This window comes from Corallococcus sp. CA041A (assembly GCF_003612075.1).
Taxonomy (GTDB): domain Bacteria; phylum Myxococcota; class Myxococcia; order Myxococcales; family Myxococcaceae; genus Corallococcus; species Corallococcus exiguus.
Window position 1 is genome coordinate 1 of the sequence record NZ_RAWF01000261.1, and the last position, 13894, is coordinate 13894.

Here is a 13894-nt window from a genome sequence, read left to right on the forward strand (position 1 = left end):
CTCCAGGAGCAAGGGAAGCGCTGCCAGCGACGTCCAATCGTGTTAGAGCGCCCCCCATGGCCACGACCCCCGAGAACGATCCCTTGCGCGCACGGCTCCAGCAGATGGAGCAGCAGGCCGAGCAGGGCGGCGGCGCCGACCGCATCGCCAAGCAGCACGAGGCCGGCAAGCTCACGGCCCGCGAGCGCATCGACCTGCTGCTCGACCCCGGCTCCTTCAGCGAGCTGGACAAGTTCGTCACCCACCGCAGCAACGACTTCGGCATGGGCGACAAGAAGATTTTGGGCGACGGCGTCGTCACCGGCTACGGCACCGTGGAAGGCCGCCAGGTGTTCGTCTTCGCCCAGGACTTCACCGTCTTCGGCGGCTCGCTGTCCGGCGCCTACGCCCAGAAGATCTGCAAGATCATGGACCTGGCCACCCGCGTGGGCGCGCCCGTCATCGGGCTCAACGACTCCGGCGGCGCGCGCATCCAGGAAGGCGTGGAGAGCCTGGCCGGCTACGCGGACATCTTCCTGCGCAACACGCTGGCGTCCGGCGTCGTCCCCCAGATTTCGCTCATCCTGGGGCCGTGCGCGGGCGGCGCGGTGTACTCGCCCGCCATCACGGACTTCATCATGATGGTGAAGGACACGTCGTACATGTTCATCACCGGCCCGGACGTCATCAAGACGGTGACGCACGAAGAGGTCTCCAAGGAGTCCCTGGGCGGCGCGCTCACGCACAACCAGAAGTCCGGCGTGGCCCACTTCGCCGCGGAGAACGAGCAGGCCGCCATCGCCATGACGCGCGAGCTGCTCTCGTTCCTGCCCTCCAACAACCAGGAGGACCCGCCCTCGCAGCCGTGCGAGGACGACCCGTTCCGAGCCGAGGAGTCGCTCAAGTCCATTGTCCCGGCGAACCCGAACAAGCCCTACGACATCAAGGAGATCATCCGCGCCATCGTCGACTCGAAGCACTTCTTCGAGGTGCAGGAGCACTTCGCGAAGAACATCGTCGTCGGCTTCGCGCGCATGAACGGCAAGAGCGTGGGCATCGTCGCCAACCAGCCCGCGGTGCTCGCCGGCTGCCTGGACATCGACGCCAGCGTGAAGGCCGCGCGCTTCGTGCGCTTCTGCGACTGCTTCAACATCCCCCTGCTCACCCTGGTGGACGTGCCCGGCTTCCTCCCCGGCACCGACCAGGAGTGGGGCGGCATCATCACCCACGGCGCCAAGCTGCTCTACGCGTACGCGGAAGCCACCGTCCCCAAAATCACGCTCATCACCCGCAAGGCCTACGGCGGCGCGTACGACGTCATGGCGTCCAAGCACATCCGCGCGGACATCAACTACGCCTACCCCACCGCTGAAATCGCCGTGATGGGTCCCGAAGGCGCGGTGAACATCATCTTCCGCAACGAGCTGATCAAGGCCCAGGACGCCAACGCCGAGCGCAAGAAGCTCACGGACGACTACCGCGAGAAGTTCGCCAACCCGTTCAAGGCGGCGGAGCTGGGCTACATCGACGAGGTCATCCGTCCGGAGGAGACCCGCGCCAAGGTCATCCGCGCGCTGGAGATGCTCAAGGACAAGCGGCAGGAGAACCCGCCGCGCAAGCACGGCAACATCCCGCTGTAGCAGTAGTCCCGGAACCCGCCCGCAGGCCTCCCGTCGCCTGGGGGGCAGGCGGGCGTCGTCACTTCCGGAAATTCTCAGCTAACGCCGGGGCTTTCACGGGGCCACTCAAGGAGCCCCCCACGTGTCCCAGCAGCGCCGACTCGTTCTCTTCCTCTCCGACGTCGAAGGAAACCTCACCGCTCTGCGTCAGACGCTCAAGGGCGTGTGCGAGGGGCTGGACCTCCCCTGTCCTGAAGTGAAGTGGGTGGAGTCCCGTCCGGAAGCACTGGCTGACAGCGGCTGGCACGTCGCGGAGATCCCCCTCGTCTCCGGCAAGATGTCCGGCAAGGTGTCCTCCCCCGAGGAGCACCTGGACGCGATGACGCAGGCCCTCTCCAAGGACTTCCGCGACCGCTCCATGGGCATGTACGTGGACCGGGAACACAGCTACGCACGCGTCTGCATGGCCGCCCCCAGCCGCCCACCCCGCGCCATGGAGGGCGAGTACCTGGACGTCCTGCGCCAGGCCGCGCGCTGGCTGGACGTGGAGACGACGGGGCTGGCCCGCCTCTTCAGCGGGAATGCCGCGCGCAACCTGCTGGCGGCGGCGGTGGACTTCGGGCCGGATGGCAAGCCCGTGGAGGCCCCCTCGCACCCCGCCCCGCCCCCGGAGCCGGACGAGGACGACCGCTACGTGGAGGCGAAGCTCGCCCAGGCGAAGCAGCTGATGGATGAGTACCTGAACCTGCGCAAGTAGGGGCGGGCAATCCCGGGCGCCCCATGCTAGACGGGCGCCCATGCCCAAGATCCGCAAAGTGCTCGTCGCCAACCGCGGCGAGATCGCCATCCGGGTAATGCGCACCTGCAAGGACCTCGGCATCGCCACCGTGGCGGTGTACTCCGAAGCAGACCGCTCCGCGCTGCACGTGCGCACCGCCGACCAGGCCTACTTCGTCGGCCCCCCGCCCTCGCGCGAGAGCTACCTCGTGCAGGAGCGCATCCTGGAGGTCGCGAAGGAGTCCGGCGCGGACGCCATCCACCCCGGCTACGGCTTCCTCTCCGAGAACGCGTCCTTCGTGCGCGCCTGCGAGAAGGCCGGCATCATCTTCATCGGCCCGCCGGCCGCCGCCATGGACGCCATGGGCGAGAAGACCCGCGCCCGCGCCAACATGATCAAGGCGGGCGTGCCCGTCGTCCCCGGCACCACCGAGCCCATCGCCACCATCGAGGAAGCGCGCGAGTACGCGCAGCAGATTGGCTTCCCCATCATGCTCAAGGCCGCCGGCGGCGGCGGTGGCAAGGGCATGCGCCGCGTGGAGGGCCTGGCCGACTTCGATTCCGCGTGGCGCTCCGCCAAGAGCGAGGCGCTCAACGCCTTCGGCAACGACGCGGTCTACATCGAGAAGTACCTGGAGAAGCCTCACCACGTCGAGATCCAGGTCTTCGCCGACCAGTACGGCAACACCATCCACCTGAACGAGCGCGAGTGCTCCGCGCAGCGCCGTCACCAGAAGGTGGTGGAGGAGACGCCCAGCCCCATCCTCACGCCGGAGATGCGCGCGAAGATGGGCGAGGTCGCGGTGAAGGCGGCCAAGGCCGTCAACTACGTGGGCGCCGGGACGGTGGAGTTCCTGGTGGACGTGCACCGCAACTTCTACTTCCTGGAGATGAACACCCGCCTCCAGGTGGAGCACCCCGTCACCGAGTGGGTCACCGGCCTGGACCTGGTGGCCATGCAGATTCGCGCCGCGGAAGGGGAGAAGCTCCCCCTCTTCGAGGCCCCCACCCCGCGCGGTCACGCCATCGAAGTGCGCGTGTACGCGGAGGACCCGGCGCGCAACTTCATGCCCAGCCCCGGCAAGATTCACGCGCTGCGCGTGCCGAGCGGCCCGAACGTGCGCGACGACTCGGGCGTGTTCGCGGGCTTCACGGTGCCCAACTACTACGACCCCATGATCTCCAAGCTGTCCGTGTGGGGCGCCACGCGCGAGGAGGCCATCGCGCGGGCGAAGCGGGCGCTGTCCGAGTACGTGGTGAAGGGCATCACCACCAACATCCGCTACCTGCACGGCATCCTGTCCCACCCGGAGTTCGTGGGCGGGGACTACGACACCAGCTTCCTCACCCGCCATCACACGGCGCTGCTGGGCGAGGAGGACACCAGGCTCAGCGAGGTGGCGCTGCTCGCGAGCACGCTGCACGCGTTCCAGCGCGACCAGAAGCGCGCGAAGACGCTGCCGTCGCGCGCCGGTGGCGGTGACGCCCCTGGCCGCATCAGCCCGTGGCGTCTGGCGTTGAAGAGCCGCCGCCGCTGACCTGCTTCCTCCCGCAAGCCTCCGGAAGGACCTTTCCTCATGCGTTACTTCACGAAGCAGCAGGGCCAGAAGGAAGCGGTGCCGGTGGACCTGGAGTCACTGGGCCAGGACCGCTACCGGCTCACGGTGAACGGCCAGACGTTCCAGGTGGACGCGCTGTCCGTGGACCAGGGCACGCTGTCGCTCCTGGTGGACGGCCAGTCCTACAACGTCGAGTTCGAGGAGAACGGCGACGAGATTGGAACGTTGGTGCGCGGACAGGTGAACCGCACCGACGTCGCGGATGAGCGCAAGCTGCGCATGCGCGCCGCGGCCGGTAGCTTCTCCGTGGAGGGCCGTCAGGTCATCCTCGCGCCCATGCCCGGCAAGGTGGTGAAGGTGCTGGTCGCGGTCGGTGAGGAAGTGAAGGAGGGCCAGGGGCTCGTGGTCGTGGAGGCCATGAAGATGGAGAACGAGCTCAAGAGCCCCAAGGCCGGCAAGGTCACGGAGGTGTTCGCCAAGGAAGGCACCGCCGTGGAGAACAACGCCAAGCTCGTCGTCGTGGAGTAGCCGCCCCATGGAGATGCTCTGCACGCTGCGCAGCACCACCGAGTCGCAGCGCCAGTCCCTGCACCAGGCGCCCGAAGCGCTGGAGCCCTTCCTGGAGGACGAGGAGGACTTCGGCGACGCGAAGGGCGCATCGTTCCTGGAGCTGGACATCGGCGAGGCGTGGCACGGCCTCCAGTACCTGCTCACCGGCACGGCCTGGGAGGGCACGCCGCCCCTGGACTTCCTGGTCCGCGGCGGCGAGGACGTGGGCGACATCCCGTCGGATGAAGGCACCGCGCGCGTGTTCGACGTGGCCGCCGTGAAGGCGCTGGCGGAGGCGCTGAAGAAGGCTTCCGTGGAGGACCTGCGCAAGCGCTTCGACCCCGCGACGCTCCAGGCGGAGGACATCTACCCCGGCACCTGGGACGAGGAGGAGCCCGCGGAGGATGTGGATCCGCTGGAGGAGCTGCTCTCCTACTTCGTGGAGCTCCAGAAGTTCACCGCCGCCGTGGCGAAGCGCGGCCTGTGCCTGCTCGTGCACATCGGCTGAATCAGGCCGCCCAGCCCCGCCACACGTCGTACCCCAGCTTCAGCACCAGCGCGGCCACCACGCCGAGCACCACGACGCGCACCACCCGGTCGCCGCCCTTCACCGCCACGTGCGCGCCCAGCCACGCGCCGGTGAACTGCGCGGCGGCCATGGGCAGCGCCACCTTCCACAGCACCACGCCCCGGAGCGTGAAGAGCGCCACCGACGCCAGGTTGGAGGCGAAGTTCACCACCTTCGCGTCCGCGGACGCGCGCGCCAGGCCGTGGCCCAGCAGTGACGAGAACGCCACGATGAGGAAGGTGCCCGTGCCCGGACCGAAGAAGCCGTCATAGGTGCCAAGACAGAGCGCGATGAGCGCGCCGATGGCCTGCGCGCGCGGCCGGGGTGAGGGCTCCACGCCGTCCTTCTTCGGCGGTGTGCGGCGGAAGGCGAGGAACACCGCCACCGCGATGAGCAGCACCAGCACCAGCGGCTTGAGCACCTCCGGCTTGAGCAGCAGCACCAGCGCCGCGCCGCCGAACGCGCCCATCAGGCCGAAGGGGAACGTCGCTCGGGCCAGCTTCCAATCCACCAGCCCCGCGCGCGCGAAGCGCACCATCGCCGCCCCCGAGCCGAACACGGACTGCCCCTTGTTGGTGCCCAGCGCCACGTGCGCGGGCAGGCCCGCCGCCAGGAGCGCGGGCAGGCTGATGAGCCCGCCGCCCCCCGCGATGGCGTCCACGAAGCCCGCGCTCAGCGCGGCGACACACAACAGCACCAGCTGCACTGCGCTGACGTCCATGTCCACGATGGCGCCCCGCTTATCACCCTTACTTGCGCGGGGTCGAAGCTTGGGGGTCAATGGGGTCCATGCTCGCGACCCTGATGACCGTGCTGGCGCTGACGCTCGCCGCGCCGCCCTCGACGCCTGACGCGACCACCGCCACGTGCCGCTCCATCGACGGGCACGTGTCCTGTGGCTATGCGTGCAAGTCGGATGGACAGCGCGTGCGGTGCGCCCAGACGCTCCAGGGCAGATGTACCGTCATCGACGGACAGGCCACCTGCTTCGACCCGCCGGCCTACGTGGTGAAGGCGTACGGCGCCGCGCTGCCGGACTCGGAGTGCAAGACCATCGACGGGGTGGTGGGCTGCGGGTACGGGTGCGCCACGGACTTCGGCAAGGTGCAGTGCGCGAAGACGCCCGCGGGCGCGTGCCGCAGCCAGGGGGGCAACGTGATGTGCTTCGACCCGCCCGCCGCGGTGTTCGCGGTGTTCGGCCGGCAGGTGCCGCGCGCGCAGTGCGTCAGCAACGGCGTGCAGATGGCGTGCGGCTACAACTGCGTGAACGCCTCCGAAGGGGTGCGCTGCGCGAAGTCGCCCCTGGGCGTGTGCAAGGCGCAGAACGGCCACCTCACCTGCTTCGACCCGTCGCCCGCGGCGCTCTGCGCATGGGGCAAGGGCCTGCCGGCGCCCCAGTGCAAGCTGAGCGAGGTGGGCCCGGTGTGCGGCTTCAACTGCACCACGGCGTACGGAAAGGTGGCGTGCGCGGGGACCCCGGCGGGCATCTGCAAGGTCTTCGACAGCGAGGTGTACTGCTTCGACCCGCCCGCCGAGCAGCAGGCCGACGCGGCGTGTCTGGCCAACGTGGGGCTGGCGGCGATGGAGGGCGCCACGCCCTGAAACGCCCGTCCGGCCGCTCGTGTGACGTCGTCTGCTTGGACGCGGGCACGGGCGGCGATAAAATTCCAACTTCTCGGCGATCCAGGGACTGGGAGCAGGACGGCACATGGCGGAGGGCGAGGTCCGGCAGTACTGGGTGCGGAACGATCGGGGCACCACCTGGGGCCCCCTGACGGGCGCGACCATCGAGCTGCTCATCGACAGCGGCTCCATCCAGGGCAAGATCCAGGTCTCCATCGATGGCCTGCAGTTCGCCTTCCCGTGGCGCTTCCCGGAGGTGCGGGACTCGTTCCCCCGGGAGCTGTGGGGCGACGGCGCACCCGCGTCGCTGCTGCAATCCACGCCCGCGGCCATCGCTCCGCCCCCACCCGGCCCTGCCGCGCCCGTCGCGGGTCCGGCCGCCGTGCCCATGGCGGGCCCTGGAATGGCCCCTGTCGCGGGTCCTGGCACCCGGCCGCCCATGGCGGGCCCTGGCGCGATGCGGCCCGGGCCTGGAGCCGTGCGTCCGCCCGTCGACGCGGCGGGACGCCCTGTCGCGGCCGCGCGGCCTCCGGGTCCTCCGGTCGCGGCGGCCCGTCCGGCGGGAGCACCTGGCGCGGGAGCGGCTCCGGCGGCGGCTCCGCAGGCACCGCAGAGTCCGGCGGATGACGGGACCAACACGGTGCCGCCGCAGGGGCAGCTCCAGCAGTGCTCACCCCTGCAGCTGTATGGGCGCATCGCCGCGGGCGAGCAGACGGGCCTGCTGACGTTGGGGCTTTCGGACCGCACGCTGTCGGTCCACTTCCGCAAGGGCAGCCCGGAGTACGTGGACTCGTCGCACGCGGAGGACGCGCTGGGCGTGTCGCTGATGGGCGCGAGGCTCCTGACGGCGGAGCAGCTCCAGCAGGCGGAGGGTTCCAAGGAGCGCTTCGGAGGCGACCTGCTCGCGGCGCTGTTCGGGTTGGGGCTGCTCCAGCCGGCGACGGCGTTCACGCAGCTGTCGCAGCGGGCGCTGGGCATCCTGGGCAAGGCGCTGCGTGCGGAGTCCGGCACGTTCACCTTCGAGGCGCGGGACCTGCCCGCGCAGAAGGCGATGCCGCTGGGCAACCGCTGGGCGCTGATCAGCGACCAGGTGCGGCGCATGCCGACGGCGGACCTCAAGCGGCGGCTGGCCTTCGTGCTGCCCATGCCCATCATGAAGTCCGGGGGCCGGGTGGCCTCCAGCGAGCTGCGCCTGACGCCGCACGAGGTCCGCGCGCTCTCCTTCATCGACGGGGTGCGCTCGCTGGGGCAGCTGCTCCAGGACGTGCCGCAGGACACGGATCACCTGCTGCGCGTGGCGTTCCTGCTGAAGGAGCTGAACGGCGTCTCCTTCGCGTCGGCCTCGCGCGCGCAGACGGCGGCCTCCGGCCCCACGGCGGGCCCGGGCAACCCGACCCGTCCGTCCGGCACCGTCCCCACCGTGGGTGCGGGGAACCCGACCCGTCCATCCGGCACCGTGCCCATCGTGGGACCTGGAGCCACCGGCCCGGGTGCCGCGCCCGGAGCACCTGCCGCCGCGAGCGCTGGAGCCAGACCCGGAGCGCCCGTCGCGGGTCCGGGTGCCGCGCCCGGTGCGCCTGTCGCCGGTCCAGGTGCCGCGCCGCGCCCCGCCGGTGCCGCCCCCGTGGCGGGTCCCGGTGCCGCGCGTCCGGCCGCCGCGCCCACGGCGGGCCCGGGCCCGGGGGCGGCGCCCCGTCCTCCTCCGGGTGCCTCCGCCGGAGCCGCCCCTGCCGCGGGCCCGGGTGCGCGTCCCCCGGGTGCCCCTGCTGGAGCCGCTCCCATGGCGGGTCCCGGTGCCGCCCGGCCCGCTCCGCCCGTCGTCGCCGCTCCGGCGGCCCCGGCCGCCTCGGGTCCCGCGCCCGGTTCGGACGAACTGCCCGCGCTGCGCCAGCTCGCCGCGACCCTGAAGGGCCAGAACCACTTCCAGCGGCTGGGCCTCACCGAACAGACCGAAGGCAGCGCGGTGAAGATCGCCTACTTCCGCCTGGCCAAGCTCTACCACCCGGACACCCTGCCCCAGGGCGCCCCCCCTGAGCTGGAGAAGCTCAAGGCGGAGGTGTTCGCGTACATCGGTGACGCCTACCGCGCCCTCTCCGACGACAAGAGCCGCGCGGCCTACATCGAGGAGCTCAAGAACGGCGGCGGCGACGGCGTGGACATCCAGGCCATCCTCCAGGCGGAAGAGCTCTTCCAGAAGGCCTGCATCCTGGTGAAGGCGCGCAAGTACCCGGAGGCCGTGAAGATGCTCAACGAGGCCATCTCCCTCAACGCGGAAGAGCCCGAGTTCTTCGCCTGGCGGGGCTATGCGCGCTTCCTCGTCGCCCCGGACAAGAAGGCCGCCCAGCCGGAGGCCTTCCGCGAAATCCAGGCCGCCCTTAAACGCAACGAGCGGTGCGCCCCCGCCCACTACTTCCTGGGCGTCATCGCCAAGCTGTGCGGCGACGCGGCCGGGGCCCTCAAGCACTTCAAGCGGACGGTCGAGCTGCAACCGGACCACATCGATGCGATGCGAGAGGTCCGCATGGCGTCGCAAAAGAAGTAGGGTGCGCGCCTTTTCAAGGAGACACCCCCCCATGCCCCTCACCGGGAAAGAACGCCGCCACCTGCGGGCCCTCGGCCACCACCTGGAGCCGGTGGTCATCGTCGGCTCGTCCGGCGTCACCGAGGGCGTCATCGCCGCCATCGAGCAGGCGCTGAACGACCACGAGCTCATCAAGGTGAAGATCAACGAAGGCCCGGAAGGCCGCCACGAAGGCGCCGACAGCATCGCCGAGGCCACCGGCTCGGAGCTCGCGCAGCTCCTGGGCCGCACCGCCCTCTTCTTCAAGCGCCGCAAGCAGAAGTCCCACTTCGAGGACATCCTCAAGGGCCCGCATGAGCCCCGTCCGGCCCCCAAGGCGGACGAAGAGAAGAAGCCGCGCCGCCGTTAGCCGCACCGTTTTCCAGAGGTCGCGGGGAATCCAGACTCATCCCCGCACTTTCTGCGGGTTCGAGGGCAGTCGGACCCTCGTACCGGGTTCGAAATGTCCCTACGCTGGGGGTCTTCCCCCCGCGGAGGTGACGTGCAGACTTCCTCGTCCTCCCCTTCAGCCTCCCCCGGCTGGCACGACGTGCTGATGCATCACCTGGAGCCGCTCCTGGGTGACTTCACCGCGAAGATGGCCATCCACACCGCTGCGTTGCGGGCCCTCAAGCGTCCACCGGAGCAGGTGGGCGTTCAGGACGTGCCGCAGGTGCTGGAGGGCCTCAAACCCATGCTCAACGTCTTCATCGGCGCGGTGCGCACGACGAACACCCTCACGGAGATTTCGAAGGCCATGGAGAAGCTGCGATGAACGCCCCCCGTTCTTCCTCGGGTCGCGCCTTCAAGCGGATGGCGCCGTGGCTGGGCGCCGTCGTGGTGCTCCAGCTGGTGCACCTGGCCGCGGTGGCCACGTCGTTCCAGGACGCGCCCCGGCTGGCGCTCGTGGGTGACGTGGCGGGCTGGACGGTGGGCCTGCTCGCGGTGGCGGGCACGGCGGCGGCGGCGCTGTCGTTCGGCGCGGGGGACTACCTGCGCCGCGTGTGGGGCCTGCTGACGGCGGGCGCGGTGCTGTCGCTCGTCAGCACGGCCCTGCGCAGCTACTGGATGCACGCGGTGCCGGACGTGCCCTTCACGGAGTCGCCGCTGCTGCCCGTGCGCATGGGCGTGGTGGTGCTGGCGAACGTGTGCACGACGTTCGCGCTGGTGCTGCTGTCCCGGACCTACAAGCAGTCCGGCCTCCAGCCGCCGCCCAGCTCCCGCGCGTCGCTGCTGTGGGCGGTGGCGGCGGTGGCGGCGCTGGCGGTGGGTGGGCCGGCGCTCGTCACGGCGGTGGGCCACCTGGGCCAGGGCTTCGCGGCCACGTGCACGGCGGTCATCGCGCTGGCGTCCACGCTGGCGGACATGACGACCATCCTGCTCGTCGCGCCCATCCTCCGCGTCGCGTACATGCTGCGCGGCGGGCGGCTCGCGTGGGTGTGGTGGGCCATGGGCGTGTCCGGCGCGGTGTGGCTCTTCTACGACGCGCGCGAGTGGCTGGCGCCGCTGCTGCCCGGCAATCCCGCGGAGGCGGTGGAGCTGCTGCGCACGCTGCGCACCTCGGGGCTCGCGATGCTGGGGCTCGCAGGGTGGTTGCAGCGCTCGGCGCTCATGTCGGCCCAGCGCCAGTCCAGCCCGGGCGTCGTCGTCCCCACCGCCTGACACGGCCCGCCCGCGTCGAGCTGACGCACGAGGCCACCACCGGCCCGCTCCGTCTTCCGGGGCGGGCCGTCGTGTTTCCAGGGGCACGGGGCTGGAGGAGACTGGGACTCCCCGTTCTCCTCACTGGAGGCTCCCCGCCCATGCGCTCCTTCCCGACGTCCCTGCTTTTGGCCACCTGTCTTCTGGCGGGATGCCGGACGGCGAGAGAAGCACCGGCGGCACAGGCGAAGGCGGACTGCGGCCCGGTGATTCCCGGCATGGAGGCGGTGCTCAAGCCCGCGGCCTTCGTCGTGTTGGGAGAGATTCACGGCACGCAGGAGGCTCCGGCCTTCGCGGCGCGGCTGGCGTGTCACGCGGCGGCGGCGGGACAGCCGGTGCGGCTGGCGTTGGAGCTCCCGGTGGAGGAGCAGGCGCGCCTGGACGCGTTCGTCGCGGGCGGGTCCGAAGGCCCCCCCGACAGTGCCTTCTGGCGCCGCGAGGTGCAGGACGGCCGCAGCAGTGAAGCCATGCGGAGCCTGCTGGAGCGCGCGAGGGAGTTGAGGCACGCGGGGCTGCCGCTGCGGGTGGTGGCGTTCGACGCGGGTGGCAAGGACCGCGATGACACGATGGCGGCGCAGCTCCGTCAGGCGCGGAGCGAGGCGCGTGGAGACACCTTCATCGTGCTCGTGGGCAACCTGCACGCGCGCCGCGACGTGGGCGCGCCCTGGAACGACAAGCTCCAGTTCATGACGCACCGGTTGCTCGAAGCGGAGCCCGGTCTGGTGTCGCTCGACCTGGCGAACACCGGGGGCTCCGCGTGGATCTGCCGGGGCATGACGGCGGACACCTGTGGCCAGCAGTCCCTGCGAAGCCGGGGCGAAGCGCAGGCCCCGGGCATCACGCTCCAGAAGAACGCGGAGGACCCGGACGGCTACGACGGCACCTACGCCGTGGGAGCACTGAATGCCTCACCGCCCGCGTTCGGCGCCACGAGCACCGCGACGCCCGAGCCTCGCTGAGTCCCAAAGCCAGGTGTCGTCCCGCCCACGCCCGGGCCACCGAGGAGTGGCCGACCTCCCACCGGGCGCGCTACATGCGCGGCTCCATCCTTTTGGGGTACGAGGAACCTGGAATGCTCGCACGCACCTGGCGCGGGGTGACGAAGGCGGAGGACGCCGACGCCTACCTCGCCTATCTCCACCAGACGGGCCTCACGCACTACCGGCGCACGCCGGGCAACCTGGCCGCGTACTGCCTGCGCAAGGTGGCGGACGGACGCGCGGAGTTCCTCCTCGTCACGTTGTGGGAGTCCATGGACGCGGTGAAGCGCTTCGCGGGGGACTCGCCGGAGCGCGCCATCTTCTTCCCGGAGGACGACCGCTACCTCATCGACCGGGACGTGCACGTCACCCACTACGAGGTCCCCTTCGCGGAAGGCCAGGCCTTCGAGCCCCAGCGGATCCGCTTCGACGACTTCCGGGTGGCGGGGCCCGCGGGCGACCTGCGGCTGGTGGACACCGGCGGCGGCGGGAAGGCCTTGCCTGTCGTCTTCGTGCACGGGCTCGCGGGCAACGCGTCCCACTGGCAGGCGCAGCTGGAGCACCTGGCCCGTCAGGGCCGCCGGGGCATCGCGCTGGAGCTGCGCGGCCACGGGGGCTCGACCGTGCCGGAGCCGGAGGACTACACGCTGGAGTCGCTCGCCGGTGACATCTCCGCCGTCGTGCGAGCGCTGGGGCTGCGCCGCTTCGTGCTGGTGGGGCACAGCATCAGCGGGGGCGTGACGCTGGCGTACGCGGGGGAGAACCCGCGGCAGGTGGCGGGCCTGTTCCTGGTGGATCCGATGACGGACTCGCGCCAGTACCCCGAGGAGCAGGTGGCCGCATACCTCGCCTCGCTGGAAGCGCCGGACGTGGCGCAGGCGGTGCGGCAGGACTGGGCGCAGATGGCGGGGCCGCGCGCGGACGTGCGCGAGCGGCTGCTGGCGGACCTGGACGCGACGCCGTTGTCCGCCGTGACGGCCGTGCAGCGCTCCAGCCTGCGCTTCGACCTGACGGCGGCGCTCGCGCGCTACCCGGGGCCGAAGTTCTCGCTCGTCGCGCCGGACAACGACGCGCCGCACAGCCTCCACCGGCTGGGGGAAGGCGTGGCGCACCAGGTGGTGGAGGGCGCCGGCCACTGGATCCAACTGGACCATCCGGACGCGGTGAACGCCGCGCTGGACGCGTTCCTCATGAAGTCAGCACCAGCTTGACGAGCTCCGGGGGGCTGCCCAGCCGCATGGGGGGCCCCCAGAAGCCGCAGCCCCGGCTGACGTAGATATGTGAATCGCCGTGCCGGTAGTGGCCAGAGGAGTGTTCCCAGCTCAACCCGATGAGCGCTGTCATGGGGAAGAGCTGGCCGCCATGGGTGTGGCCGGAGATCTGGAGGTCCACGCCGCGCTCCGCGGCCACCTTGAAGTTGGCGGGCTGGTGCGCGAGCAGCACCGCGGCGCGCTCGGGGTCGCGGTCCGCGAGCGCCAGGTCCAGGTCATAGCCCTTCTGTCCCAGGCGCCGGCCGCCGTGCCAGTCGTCCACGCCGACCAGGTCGAACGCGCCGCCCGCGTCGCCAATGCGCACGTGCCGGTTGCGCAGCGAAGGAATGCCCATGGAGCCCAGGTGGGCCACCCAGTCCTCCGCGCCGGACGAATAGTCATGGTTGCCGGTGACGAAGAAGCTCCCGTAGCGAGCATGGAGGTTGCCGAGCGCCGCGACGAAGCCGCCCAGCCGGGCCACGGTGCCATCCACCAGGTCACCGGTGATGGCGACCAGGTCTGGCTTGAGCGCATTGGCCCGCCGCACGAGCTCATCCATGAAGCGCCGCTGGATGAAGGGGCCCACGTGCAGGTCGGTGAGCTGCACGATGCTGAAGCCGTCCAGCGAGCGGGGCAGCTTCGGAATGCGAACCACCACCTCCGTGACCTCCGGAGCAGTGAACGCGCGCCAGCTCCCATACCCCGCCAGTCCCCCACCCAGAGCGAGAG

14 protein-coding genes are annotated in these 13894 nt (G+C 70.9%); 12 read left to right on the forward strand and 2 right to left on the reverse strand.

What is annotated here, in order from left to right; genetic code table 11:
- Positions 1 to 56: 56 nt before the first annotated feature.
- The 5 genes from D7V77_RS33655 to D7V77_RS33675 all read left to right on the forward strand — a co-directional run bounded on the left by D7V77_RS33655 (position 57) and on the right by D7V77_RS33675 (position 4991).
- Entirely contained in the window at positions 57 to 1619 is a 1563-nt protein-coding gene (locus tag D7V77_RS33655) for an acyl-CoA carboxylase subunit beta (RefSeq protein ID WP_120580369.1), read from the forward strand.
- A gap of 121 nt (positions 1620 to 1740) precedes the next feature.
- Positions 1741 to 2355 (forward strand): hypothetical protein, encoded by a 615-nt coding sequence (locus D7V77_RS33660; protein ID WP_120580370.1) that lies wholly within the window; start codon positions 1741 to 1743, stop codon positions 2353 to 2355.
- Between the two features lie 40 nt (positions 2356 to 2395).
- Positions 2396 to 3913 carry an acetyl/propionyl/methylcrotonyl-CoA carboxylase subunit alpha gene (locus tag D7V77_RS33665; protein WP_120580371.1) on the forward strand — a complete coding sequence of 506 codons (1518 nt, stop codon included), beginning with the start codon at positions 2396 to 2398 and terminating at the stop codon, positions 3911 to 3913.
- 39 nt (positions 3914 to 3952) lie between these two features.
- Entirely contained in the window at positions 3953 to 4462 is a 510-nt protein-coding gene (locus tag D7V77_RS33670) for a biotin/lipoyl-containing protein (RefSeq protein ID WP_120580372.1), read from the forward strand.
- A gap of 7 nt (positions 4463 to 4469) precedes the next feature.
- Entirely contained in the window at positions 4470 to 4991 is a 522-nt protein-coding gene (locus D7V77_RS33675; protein WP_120580373.1) for a YfbM family protein, read from the forward strand.
- Between the two features lies 1 nt (position 4992).
- Here the strand turns inward: D7V77_RS33675 and D7V77_RS33680 are convergent, their stop codons facing one another.
- Positions 4993 to 5772 (reverse strand): TSUP family transporter, encoded by a 780-nt coding sequence (locus tag D7V77_RS33680; RefSeq protein ID WP_169822364.1) that lies wholly within the window; start codon positions 5770 to 5772, stop codon positions 4993 to 4995.
- Positions 5773 to 5840: 68 nt separating this feature from the next.
- On the opposite strand from D7V77_RS33680, the gene D7V77_RS33685 reads away from it, so the two are divergent.
- From D7V77_RS33685 to D7V77_RS33720, 7 genes are all read left to right on the forward strand, one after another.
- Entirely contained in the window at positions 5841 to 6653 is an 813-nt protein-coding gene (locus D7V77_RS33685; protein ID WP_120580380.1) for a hypothetical protein, read from the forward strand.
- 106 nt (positions 6654 to 6759) lie between these two features.
- A complete protein-coding gene (locus D7V77_RS33690) occupies positions 6760 to 9216 on the forward strand; it encodes a DnaJ domain-containing protein (RefSeq protein ID WP_120580375.1) in 2457 nt (818 codons plus the stop codon).
- Positions 9217 to 9247: 31 nt separating this feature from the next.
- On the forward strand, positions 9248 to 9604 hold the full coding sequence (gene yhbY / locus D7V77_RS33695; RefSeq protein WP_120580376.1) for a ribosome assembly RNA-binding protein YhbY: 357 nt from the start codon (positions 9248 to 9250) through the stop codon (positions 9602 to 9604).
- Positions 9605 to 9736: 132 nt separating this feature from the next.
- Positions 9737 to 10009 carry a hypothetical protein gene (locus tag D7V77_RS33700; RefSeq protein WP_233597397.1) on the forward strand — a complete coding sequence of 91 codons (273 nt, stop codon included), beginning with the start codon at positions 9737 to 9739 and terminating at the stop codon, positions 10007 to 10009.
- On the forward strand, positions 10006 to 10896 hold the full coding sequence (locus tag D7V77_RS33705) for a hypothetical protein (protein ID WP_120580378.1): 891 nt from the start codon (positions 10006 to 10008) through the stop codon (positions 10894 to 10896). The genes D7V77_RS33700 and D7V77_RS33705 overlap by 4 nt, the downstream gene beginning before the upstream one ends.
- Positions 10897 to 11036: 140 nt before the next feature.
- Positions 11037 to 11894, forward strand: coding sequence for a hypothetical protein (locus D7V77_RS33710; protein ID WP_147452244.1), 858 nt, complete (start codon positions 11037 to 11039; stop codon positions 11892 to 11894).
- A gap of 113 nt (positions 11895 to 12007) precedes the next feature.
- The gene (locus tag D7V77_RS33720) at positions 12008 to 13126 is read left to right on the forward strand and encodes an alpha/beta fold hydrolase (protein WP_233597398.1); all 1119 of its coding nucleotides are present in this window, start codon (positions 12008 to 12010) and stop codon (positions 13124 to 13126) included.
- Here D7V77_RS33720 and D7V77_RS33725 read toward each other — a convergent pair.
- Positions 13104 to 13894: metallophosphoesterase (locus D7V77_RS33725; protein ID WP_147452245.1), on the reverse strand; the 791-nt coding region annotated here is incomplete at its 5' end. The two genes, D7V77_RS33720 and D7V77_RS33725, sit on opposite strands and share 23 nt — an antisense overlap.

What these genes read in the sequence shown, in the direction of transcription:
- D7V77_RS33720 (WP_233597398.1), top strand. Translation starts at nt 12,008, where the DNA reads ATGCTCGCACGCACCTGGCGCGGGGTGACGAAGGCGGAGGACGCCGAC.
- yhbY (WP_120580376.1), top strand. Translation starts at nt 9,248, where the DNA reads ATGCCCCTCACCGGGAAAGAACGCCGCCACCTGCGGGCCCTCGGCCAC.
- D7V77_RS33665 (WP_120580371.1), top strand. Translation starts at nt 2,396, where the DNA reads ATGCCCAAGATCCGCAAAGTGCTCGTCGCCAACCGCGGCGAGATCGCC.
- D7V77_RS33680 (WP_169822364.1), bottom strand. Translation starts at nt 5,772, where the DNA reads ATGGACGTCAGCGCAGTGCAGCTGGTGCTGTTGTGTGTCGCCGCGCTG.
- D7V77_RS33685 (WP_120580380.1), top strand. Translation starts at nt 5,841, where the DNA reads ATGCTCGCGACCCTGATGACCGTGCTGGCGCTGACGCTCGCCGCGCCG.
- D7V77_RS33705 (WP_120580378.1), top strand. Translation starts at nt 10,006, where the DNA reads ATGAACGCCCCCCGTTCTTCCTCGGGTCGCGCCTTCAAGCGGATGGCG.
- D7V77_RS33710 (WP_147452244.1), top strand. Translation starts at nt 11,037, where the DNA reads ATGCGCTCCTTCCCGACGTCCCTGCTTTTGGCCACCTGTCTTCTGGCG.
- D7V77_RS33675 (WP_120580373.1), top strand. Translation starts at nt 4,470, where the DNA reads ATGGAGATGCTCTGCACGCTGCGCAGCACCACCGAGTCGCAGCGCCAG.
- D7V77_RS33670 (WP_120580372.1), top strand. Translation starts at nt 3,953, where the DNA reads ATGCGTTACTTCACGAAGCAGCAGGGCCAGAAGGAAGCGGTGCCGGTG.
- D7V77_RS33690 (WP_120580375.1), top strand. Translation starts at nt 6,760, where the DNA reads ATGGCGGAGGGCGAGGTCCGGCAGTACTGGGTGCGGAACGATCGGGGC.
- D7V77_RS33655 (WP_120580369.1), top strand. Translation starts at nt 57, where the DNA reads ATGGCCACGACCCCCGAGAACGATCCCTTGCGCGCACGGCTCCAGCAG.